This is a genomic window from Candidatus Accumulibacter vicinus (assembly GCF_000584955.1).
Classification (GTDB): domain Bacteria; phylum Pseudomonadota; class Gammaproteobacteria; order Burkholderiales; family Rhodocyclaceae; genus Accumulibacter; species Accumulibacter vicinus.
This window is the reverse complement of sequence record NZ_JDSS02000008.1, coordinates 1-9,891: the sequence shown is the minus strand read 5'-3', so window position 1 is coordinate 9,891 and position 9,891 is coordinate 1. Positions and strand designations below refer to the sequence as shown.

At 59.1% G+C, this 9,891-nt stretch carries 9 protein-coding genes; 8 read left to right on the top strand and 1 reads right to left on the bottom strand.

Features of this window, described 5'->3' with window-relative positions; genetic code table 11:
• Positions 1 to 602: 602 nt before the first annotated feature.
• The 6 genes from CAPSK01_RS02400 to CAPSK01_RS02375 all read left to right on the top strand — a co-directional run bounded on the left by CAPSK01_RS02400 (position 603) and on the right by CAPSK01_RS02375 (position 8,254).
• Positions 603 to 1,088, top strand: a complete 486-nt coding sequence (locus CAPSK01_RS02400) for a hypothetical protein (RefSeq protein ID WP_034921993.1) — start codon at positions 603 to 605, stop codon at positions 1,086 to 1,088.
• A gap of 181 nt (positions 1,089 to 1,269) precedes the next feature.
• Positions 1,270 to 2,076 carry a sel1 repeat family protein gene (locus CAPSK01_RS02395; RefSeq protein ID WP_034921990.1) on the top strand — a complete coding sequence of 269 codons (807 nt, stop codon included), beginning with the start codon at positions 1,270 to 1,272 and terminating at the stop codon, positions 2,074 to 2,076.
• 454 nt (positions 2,077 to 2,530) lie between these two features.
• Positions 2,531 to 4,165: a hypothetical protein gene (locus CAPSK01_RS02390; protein ID WP_034921987.1), complete on the top strand. Its 1,635-nt coding sequence runs from the start codon at positions 2,531 to 2,533 to the stop codon at positions 4,163 to 4,165.
• Positions 4,166 to 4,203: 38 nt separating this feature from the next.
• Positions 4,204 to 4,737, top strand: coding sequence for a hypothetical protein (locus CAPSK01_RS21535; protein ID WP_273702945.1), 534 nt, complete (start codon positions 4,204 to 4,206; stop codon positions 4,735 to 4,737).
• A gap of 39 nt (positions 4,738 to 4,776) precedes the next feature.
• Positions 4,777 to 7,263, top strand: coding sequence for an Hsp70 family protein (locus tag CAPSK01_RS02380; protein WP_273702944.1), 2,487 nt, complete (start codon positions 4,777 to 4,779; stop codon positions 7,261 to 7,263).
• A gap of 70 nt (positions 7,264 to 7,333) precedes the next feature.
• Positions 7,334 to 8,254 (top strand): hypothetical protein, encoded by a 921-nt coding sequence (locus tag CAPSK01_RS02375; RefSeq protein ID WP_273702943.1) that lies wholly within the window; start codon positions 7,334 to 7,336, stop codon positions 8,252 to 8,254.
• 282 nt (positions 8,255 to 8,536) lie between these two features.
• Here CAPSK01_RS02375 and CAPSK01_RS24310 read toward each other — a convergent pair whose 3' ends face one another.
• Positions 8,537 to 8,635: a hypothetical protein gene (locus tag CAPSK01_RS24310; RefSeq protein WP_337958531.1), complete on the bottom strand. Its 99-nt coding sequence runs from the start codon at positions 8,633 to 8,635 to the stop codon at positions 8,537 to 8,539.
• Positions 8,636 to 9,057: 422 nt separating this feature from the next.
• Between CAPSK01_RS24310 and CAPSK01_RS02370 the strand changes: the two genes are divergently transcribed.
• Both CAPSK01_RS02370 and CAPSK01_RS02365 read left to right on the top strand, forming a co-directional pair.
• Complete coding sequence (locus tag CAPSK01_RS02370; protein ID WP_034921982.1) at positions 9,058 to 9,285, top strand: DUF433 domain-containing protein; 228 nt, start codon at positions 9,058 to 9,060, stop codon at positions 9,283 to 9,285.
• Between the two features lie 9 nt (positions 9,286 to 9,294).
• Entirely contained in the window at positions 9,295 to 9,654 is a 360-nt protein-coding gene (locus CAPSK01_RS02365) for a DUF5615 family PIN-like protein (RefSeq protein WP_034921980.1), read from the top strand.
• Positions 9,655 to 9,891: the final 237 nt, after the last annotated feature.

Here is a 9,891-nt window from a genome sequence, read left to right as displayed (position 1 = left end):
AGATCACTTTTTTGCTCATGCTGAATGAGTTGTGTATAAGGCTATGAGTGAAGCCGGGACTTGGGTATTAGGGTATGCGCTCAACGATAAAACATATAATCTTCTGCCTCTATTGGCCAAGGGTGGGGAATGTCTTCGCAAGGGCGCAAGGGTCGGATAGTGCTTTTGCGCCGGTCCCGAATGAACAAGTGCTTTGTATCAGTGCCAGGGCCTCTAAACGCAAACACCATATGGTTTATGTCATATAACTGTAGGATTCGTAGCAACTTTTCTTTGTTGTTTGGCCTTATTCGCTTCTTCTCGCCGAGAACTGGCGCATATGATGGCAATCTGGGCATTGGATTAGCGTGACGTCCAGCAAAAAAGTAGATTGGCCTATTCATGCCGAGTGCGGAGGTCCCGATATCAGTGCCAAGGTTGGAGAGTTACAAAGACGGCTCATGGCAGCGCGTGAGCGACGTGCGTGATTCTCTTAAGCGGCCTGAGACGGTTCTTCGACATTCAGATGACGGAATTCCTCGTCCTGCCGCTGCCGGATGGTCGAAGGACTTTTTCATCAGCGCTTATTGGTGTGACAACATTATAAAACTTAGGAGAAGCCCGTGCGCTACCTGAACATCATCCGATTTATGTGGTTGGTTTTTTGTCTAGGCTTCCTTGCGTCGACCCACGCTTCGGCTCAGGAGTCAGCCCTGCCAAAGTTCGAGATTTTGTCGGTCGACTTCGCCGACAAGATCGAAGGAGTCAACGGAGTGAGCTGGAAAACGAAAGATGCGTCGAAGTGGAAGGGTGCCATGGTATTGGTCAGGGCGACTCTGCCGCGCGATATCGCGTTGTGGAATGCCGACTTCTCGCTTGCCTACCTGAGGGAAGGGGCCGAGGACAGAGCGCTTTCCCTCGGAGTCACCGCGCCATCATCGTCAAACGACAATCAGAGCATCTGGCTCGTCGGAGAGTATGTCAAAACCAGCGTCAAGAAGGGGACCCTGTATTTCAGACTTCTCTTTGCCTTGGAAAATGAGGTGACTGATATTTCTCTCTTGTATAAGCAGCCGGTGGTGAAGTCCTATTCGATTAGTCGAAAATAGACCCGACAAAATTTGGCTTCGACGCGTCGCCACAAAATCTGGGTTGTTTTCGGTGGACTCGCCTGTATTGGTCATTGGAGAGGGGCGGCGCGGCAACACGAGGGGGATCTGATACATGCGCGGCGAGCGCTGAGCGCGCGCTCGATCGCAGAGACAATGGGTCGTCGAAAGGAGGTGTCTAATGCGCGGGGCGACAAAGAGAACTGTTGGTAAGCTAATTGTGGTGGTGGTTGCGGTGCCGCTTGTTTTGGGAGGCTGCTCGTCCGAAAGTTCGGACTGGAAAGACGCCCAGAACAAGGCTACGCCGGAGGCTTTGCAGGAGTTTCTGAAGCGGCATCCAAACGGTCAATTTCGTCAAGCGGCAACAGACAGAATCGGGGAGTTAGCGAAGAAAGCCTGTGGGGCAGCAGATCTTCAGTCCTGCTTTGATTGGGGCGTTTCGCTTCGCGGTGGGGCGCGACCAAACGGGATGTCCTCGTCCAATGACTTCGAACGGGCCATCGATCCGCTACACAAGGCCTGTTGGGGGGGTAACCAGGGAGCCTGTAGCGATGCCGCAAAGCTACTGCGTATGGGGACCAGCACCGATCTTGAAGCGTCGCGCGCACTCACATACGAGTGCCGGGGTGGCGACCAGAATGCCTGTCGCATGGTCGTGACTAAAGCCAAGATCGGCTGTGACGCAGCCAAGGCGGACGCTTGCGTAGTGTTGGCTGATCATCTGCGGCGTGGGGCGGGCATTTCCAAGGATGAAGCCGCGGCGCGGGGTCTCTACCAGAAGGCTTGCAATGACGCCGGGTTCGAAGAGAACTTCTGGCCGTGTCTAGTGCTGAGCAAGATGTGGAGAAATGGTGAAGGAGGGCCGAGTAACGTTGCAGAAGCCGCCAAGTACAAGGGGATCGCGGAAACGAAGTTCTCAAACATGATGAACAAGGCTGCAGGCCTTCCAGTTGGCTCACTGCGCTACTCGATTGGTGACTTGGAATGAGTTCATCGCTTGCTCCGCCCCACGGGTGCTCATGAGATCCATCTCTGAGATACGCCTATCCGGTTGACTCGAGTAACTACGGCTATACCCATGCCCTTATACACAACTCTGTACGCTTAAAAGAATCAATAACTTACACGATCATGCTGCGACATCTATAGGCGAACGACCTTACGGAGAATCAAGCACTTAGAAGTGGCAGAAGGCCTGGTGGTTGCTGAAACCCAGACTTGTGTAAGCGGTCATCAAAAAAATTCTCCGTGCTTCCGTGCCTGGTTTGCCGAGGCCCGGAGCCTTCTGAAGATCGGAGAACTTATCTGATAGCGCTTATAAGGGCATGCGATCACCAAGCGATTTGATTTGGATAATCCTGCAGATAAAGGAATTTGCCCTTAAGCGGCGGCGAGACTTTCGTGGTCGGGAGCATTGGGATCCCGGTGGGGAGGAGTAGGAGATGGACGCTGAATTGACAACTGGACAGGAGCCCCGGTTTCCAGTGGCTCTGCTGGCGCGTTGCGGCGCTGACCTCTACCGGGCCAACGCCTTCCGGGTGACTGGTCTCGGCGTGGAGGCGGGTGGCCGGGAAATCGCTCGTCAGGCGGAGCGCCTTCAGACCATGCAAAAACTCGGCTCGGCGATCCGTCCCGGCGGGGCGCTGGCGCTCGAGCCGCCTCCCGACACAGACGCGCTACGCCAGGCAAGCCAGCGGCTGGCCGATCCGGAGCAACGGCTGGTCGATGAACTGTTCTGGTTCTGGCCGCTGACCGCGGGTTGTGCTGACCGAGACCCCGCTCTTGCGGCACTGGCACGGGGCGATCTTGCCGAAGCCGCTCGCCAGTGGACGACGCGCGAGTTGAATGACGATGCGTCGGCCCACAATCTGGCGGTGCTCGCCCATCTGCAGGCGCTCGACCTGGAGCGCCTGGGCGACGAGCTTCCTCGCGAAACGGCGCAACAGCAAAGCAAATTCTGGCTCGACGCGCAGCAGCAGTGGCGCAAGGTGCTGCAGAACGAAGCCTTCTGGGGTCGTCTGACGGCTCGGGTTCGAATCCTGGACGACCCGCGGCTGACCACGGGGCTCGTGCGCCGGATCAGGCAGGCGTTGCCGGAAATGCTGCTGACGATCAATGCGCAACTTGCCGTCGCCGCGCTGGAACGTCAAGAAACGGATCGAGCATACCGGCACCTGACGCTGATTCGCGCCTCGGGCTTCGACCAGGCCGACATCGATGCCGCGCTGGCGCGCGTGATCCAGCCGTTCCGCAAGCGTCTGATGACTTTGATCGACACGGCACGCAACGAGGCTCAGGCGGCCCCAAGTTCCGCGGATGTCGTTGCCGAGCGGCTTCTCCTTCAGTCGAAGGGGCTCACCAGCATTCTATGTGCCATATTGCCGACGGAAAGCACGGTTCGAGTGACCCTGCTCGACGAACTGGCTTCCTGCGCCGACAGATGCCTGACCGTCTTCGTCAATGAGACCCGCAAGTGGTCGCGGTGTCTGGAACTCGAAAAGCAGATCCACGCGATCGCGGCAAGCCCCGGCTTGCGGTCGACAATTGAAGAGGAAATCGAAGTCTGCGAGCGCAATGCCGCCGAAGAGGAACATTACGGAGTCTGCTGGTTTTGCAAGAAACAGGCGCCCACTCCCTCTTGCGAGGTGGAGGTCAAGCTTTACGGCGACGTCAAGAGTACGCGACAGTGGGGAGACAACATGGTGCGGACGACATGGAATATTCGGACGATGATGGCTCCGCGGTGTAATGGATGTCGCCAGTTGCATGAAAGATTTGCGGGTGTTCTAAAAAAAACATTCGTTGTGGTTCTATTCTTAGGATATCTAAGCGGGGTTGCGCTGTTTCTTCAAAGAGGAGAGCCGTGGGGTATCGCATTGGTAGCGGGAGTGGTCGTGCTCCCCGTCGCATTGATTTCGTTAGGGATCGTTATTCCGGTTTTTTTCGGTATTGAAATCCTGGTTCTCAAGATGAAATACGGAACCAAGCCGACCACAAAGGCCAATCAATTTCCTCCGATTGCCGCTCTGATGAAAGCAGGCTGGAAATTGGGCGACAAACCCCCCGGAAATTCGTGACATAGGGCAAGCACCGGGAAAGGGAGGAGACCGGCGTAATGATCACAAATCTGCGGCAGATGTGTTTTCCAAGAGAGTTTCGCATAGCCCCGCCCTGCTGGCCGGAAGATATGCCGGCGCGATTCGAACGACTGGCGGCGGCATTGCTGTCCGAGCGGCCTACTGTCGATCCGCCAGCGGTCGGCTCGCCCCCGAATCCGGATCTGAAGGCGCAAGAGCGTCTGCTCGCGGATGTCTGCACCGGGCTGTGGCGCCTGCGCGGGCGCATGCTCAAACCCGATTCCGACGAACCGCTGGATGAGATGCGCCGGGCGTATCGCCACCTGCAGTCGGTATGGGACGCCTTGCGGCAGGCAGGTATCGAAATCCGCGACCATACCGGCGAATTGGTTCCAGAGGGCGGTATCTATGCCCTGAAGACGATCGCTTTCGAGCCCCGACCCGGATTCACTCGCGAGACGGTCATCGAAACGATCCGGCCCTCGGTGTATTACCGGTCGGAGACGATCCAGATGGGCGAGGTCATCATCGGCACACCGCCCCGGCCCGAGGAAGCGGCACCCGGTAGATAGCCTTGTTTCAACCACGAATCGCACAGGAGAACGCACGCCATGTCACGCCAAACCATCGATTTCGGTATCGACCTGGGCACCACCAACAGTTCGATCGCGGTCTTTTCCGGGACCGCGACGCAGGTTTTCATGAATCATGAAAACCTGGAATACACGCCCTCGGCGGTGTGGATGGATCCCTCGGGCAATACCGTCGTCGGCCGTCGCGCGAAGGAACAAACGGAAAAGGACCGCGAAAACGCTTTTTCGGAGTTCAAACTTCAGATGGGCACCACCCACGAATACGTCTTTGCGCGCACGGGCCGGAAGATGCGGGCGGAAGAGCTTTCGGCCGGAGTACTCAAGGATCTGCGGGACACGGTTCGCCGTCGCTCGGGCGAGGAGGTCACCTCGGCCGTGGTGACCGTTCCGGCGGCCTTTGAACTGCCACAGTGCGAGGCGACGAAACGGGCCGCCGAGCTCGCCGGTTTCAGCGTCGCGCCGCTGTTGCAGGAGCCGGTTGCCGCCGCTCTCGCGCACGGCTTTCAGGCCGCCGCCGACAACAAGTTCTGGCTGGTCTATGACTTCGGCGGCGGGACATTCGATGCGGCGATCATCAAGAAGGTCGATGGCACCATGCAGGTAGTCAATCACGCCGGCGATAATCATCTCGGCGGCAAGCTGATCGACTGGGCCATCGTCGAACAACTCTTTATCCCTGCCGTAGCCGGAACGCAGCGACTGCGCGATTTTTCACGGCACAACGCGAAGTACGCGGGTGCGGTCGCCAAACTGAAACTGGCGGCCGAGAAAGCCAAGATCGATGTCTCGCGCGACGCCTCGACTTGGGTCGAAATCGACTTTCTGTGCAACGACGATCGCGGTCAGCCGATCGAGTTTCGTTGCGAGGTCAAGCGTGACGATGTCGAGCGCCTGATGGTGCCCTTCGTTGCCCGGTCGATCAATGTGTGCCGAAACGTGTTGACGGCATCGAAGCTGGGAACCGCGAATATCGAGAAGGTCCTGCTGGTCGGGGGGCCGACGCTGACGCCTTTTTTCCGTGACCGATTGGCCGATCCACGGGAGGGCTTGGGGATCCCACTCGACTTCAGTATCGACCCCTTGACCGTGGTCGCTCGAGGGGCCGCGATCTTTGCCGCGACGCAAAGGCTGGAACAGAGCCTGCAGGCACCGCAGCGAGGGACCTTTGGTGTCCAACTCGAGTATCGGCCGGTCGGACCGGAGCTGGAGCCTGACGTGGCCGGACGGGTCGTCGCGGGCGACGGTGCGGGTCTTGCCGGATATTCGATCGAGCTGGTCAATCCTGGGCCACCCCGCTGGAGTACCGGCAAGATCGGGTTACCCGAGGATGGCGTCTTCTTCACCACCGTCTGGGCCGAAAAAGGCCGGCAGAACCGCTTCGACATCGAACTCTACGACCCGCAGGGCACGCGACAGCACGCACAACCCGAGCAGTTCACTTACACCGTGGGGGCGGTGTTTACGGAGCCGCCACTGATCAACTCCGTCGGAATCGCACTGGCCAACAACGAGGTTGAGTTCTTCCTCCGGAAGGGTGTGCCATTGCCGGCCCGACATCGGAATTTCCTGCGCACGGTCTTCGAAGTACGCGCTGGCAAGGAAGGCGATCTGATAAGAATCCCGATCGTCGAGGGGGAACACCCGCGGGCCGATCGTGATCGCCCGATTGGCGAGCTCATCATCGCGGCACACCAGATCCGGCGGGACGTACCGGTCGGGAGCGAGGTCGAGGTGAGCGTCGAGATCGACGCCTCGCGGCTGGTGCGGGCGAAGGCCTTCATCCCTCTGCTGGACGAAGAGTTCGAGGCCGAGATGAAACTCGAGCTGAGGGCGCCGGACCCGGTTGCTCTCGGGAAGCGCCGAGATGAGGCAAGCAAGCGCCTGGAGGAGGCCAACAAACGCGCCGCTGACTCCGACGACGACGCGAACGTGAAGGTAATCCTCAGGAAGATTGAGTCAGAGAACATGTTGGCCGAGGTTGGCGGGGCCTTGTCGGCTGCGGCCTGCGACCGTGATGCCGCCGACAAGGCGGACAAGCGCTTGCTGGACCTCGAGGTTGCGTTGGACCAGATTGACGGGGCTTTGGCGTGGCCAGCCCTGGTGGCCGAGGCGCGAAGCGAGTGCAAGGAGATCGACCATGTCGTCAGAGATTACGGCGACGCAGGTGAGAAGACGGTATGCCTGGCACTTGTCCGCGAAATCGACGGCGCCATTGACGCGCGTGACGCCGACATCGTGCGCGCCAAACTCAGCCAACTTCAAAACCTCAGTGGAACCGTGCTGCGCAGGCAGCCGGGGTATTGGGTGGCCATCTTCCGCAGGCTGGAGCGGGACAGTGGTCAAATGACCGATCCGGTCCAGGCGCGACAACTCTTGGCCGACGGCAACAACGCCATCCGGACAGACGATCTGCGCGGGCTGCAGTCCGCGGTGCGTCAATTGGTCAAGCTGCTGCCCCGCGAAGAGCAGCAGAAGTATCCGATTCAGGGCGGACTGCAAAGGTAGGCAACCAATGACGGACAGTGCGGTCCCGGTCGAAACAGTCGATCGTCAACTCGCAAGACAGGCGGATGCTTTGCTCGCCGAAGCGGCTCTCGACAGGGCGAGGGAACTCGCGCGGGCGGGTCGTTACACGGAGGCGCTGGGCGTGCTGCGTGCCTTTGAGTTCGATGGCCCGCAGCGTGTGCCGGCTCTCGATTTGGCGGCCCGGATTTGTGCGCAGCAAGGCAACCCTATCGAAGCCGAGCGATATTGGACGGCAGCGCAAGGGCATGATCCGGGATGCGCCGCTGCGGCGGCTGGTCTCGCGCGGCTGCGGGCTGAGCGAAGTCCGATGGCGAGAGTCGGGAGGTTTCCGGGCTTGGTCCTCGCCGGGCTGTGTCTGGGAGCTACGGTGTGGGCATGGGTCGGACTTCGTACCGACACACGCCAGCTCATGGCGCAGGTCAATGAAGTGCGTGACGCTCTCGCGGCATTTCAGCGCAATCCGCTGCCAGTATCCGCGATGGCTTCCTCTTCAGCCGACCCAAGGCCTGGGCGCGGCCGAGATGGAGTGTCCTTGCCGCCCGATCTTCGAAGGCTGGAGTTGGACATTCCCGGCGTTACGCCTCGTGTTGAGGGCGATGCCGTGGTGGTGAGCTTTGACGAGGGACTGTTTCGGCGCGGTACCGCCTTGACCTTCGATGCGCGCACAAAACTATTGGCAATCGGAAAACGGTTGGTGCCCAGTGTCGACGGAATTTCGATCCAGGTCCACGGCCATACCGACGATATCCCCCTTCCCGCCGGTGCGGCGCTATCGGACAATCAAGCACTTGGGCTCGCGCGGGCGGCAGCGGTCATCGGCTTTCTGCGCTCGTCGACCGAGTTGCCGTCCACGCTGTTTTACGCTCATAGTACGGGCGACGCGGGTACGCCCTTCCCGAACGACAGCCGGCAGAACAGGAGCCGAAATCGTACGGTAGTGTTGAAGATCTTGCACAAGCCAAAAGATTGAGGGCGGTCGCCAGGCAATGGGAACCCGTCGGGCGAGCATCCACCCCGCCGCCCACCTGACTGACTTGAGAAAGCAATGACCTGCGCGCCTCCAGGCGATGGCTGGTCGCCACACTCCCTATTTGAATAGGGAGTGTGGCGAGATTCCGCTGAAAGTGGAGATTCTTGTCGCCAGTGAAGAGAGCATCAAGTTCTCCGTTGGAAGTGACTCGTCAAGCGGGATGCGCATCGCTTGAGATCTTCTCCCTGGCCAACTCGAGCGCAGCGATAGCCGGCGCCTTGCTCATGGACGGGAACTCTTAGAAAAAAGACCTCGAGGCTGTCGCCTGCCTCGCGATACCCGAAAAAGGATTCTCACGGGAATACGGGTTCCAACAATCACAGGAACACCACCAAGGATGTCCGGATCGCTGTCGAGCGCAAGGAGAACTGATTGCTTCTTGGAAGGTACCTCCTGTGTCGGAACGAGACGATACCCGGAACCGAAACCAGCGCAGCGCGGAAACGATGCGATCACTTCGTCGGCACTGCCTTTGCGTCGGCCGTGAGAAACGGCGTCTTCTCCTTCGTCAGGGCCTCGCCACTCGGAAGCACATGACTCCTGGTACCTTCACCAATGATTTGTTGCCAGCCATTGTGCCTTCCTCTCTGATTTTGAGATCGCCTCGCTGACCGAATCGTTGGCGCAGGTTGTGGCAGACGACGTTTGGACGATCGAGGTTTGCCGAAATGCCGAAACTGCTTGGTGCGACCCGGGCGGAACAGCGCTAATATGAGAGGCTCATCCCCGCTATCGAAGCCACAATGGACTGGAAGCCCCACATCATTACCAATCCGCAGGTCATGCACGGCGCAGTGTGCTTTGCCGGCACACGCGTGCCAGTCTCCGTAGTTCTCGACAACCTTGCCGATGGGGAGCCGGTAGAGGTCATCCTTGATCAGTATCCATCGCTCAAGCCAGTGCACATTTCCGCCGCTCTTTCGTACGCGGCTGACTTGGCTCGCGAACGGATCGTGCCGATTTCGGTGTAGCGCCAAAGGATGAAACCCCGATTTAAGCTCGACGAGAACTTGCCGAGCTGGGCCGGAGAATTGCTGCGCGATGAGAACTATGACGTGGAGACCGTTCTGTCGGAACAGCTTGGTGGTGCTGTTGATTCGGTAATTCTTGACGCGTGCAGAGCTGAAATGCGGGTACTTGTTACCCTGGATCTAGACTTCGCCGACATTCGCGCCTATCCGCCGAAGAATCATCATGGAATCTGGGTACTTCGACCTGATCAGCAATCTCTTCACAGCATTTTGGGGCTCTTGCGCGGCGCAACAAAGCTGCTGGCGACAGAAGTGCCCGACGCTCGCTTGTGGATCGTAGAGTCTCAACGGATTCGCATTCGTGAGTGAACCCCGCGTGCCTCACTGGAGTAAAAAAGGGCTCAGGCCATTCGCCGTGACCCGAACGTGGCACGGCCCGATCACACTGTTTCACCACCATGCTATACCGTTGTAGAAACGCCAGGCGCTGGCACGCGAGCTGCACAGCGAGTTTGGGTGAAGAGCGACGATGAAGGCCGCCGACATCATCGACGTCGGCGCCGAGACATCGCGTTCGTCATGCGGAAGCACGCGCGCCGGAGGTTG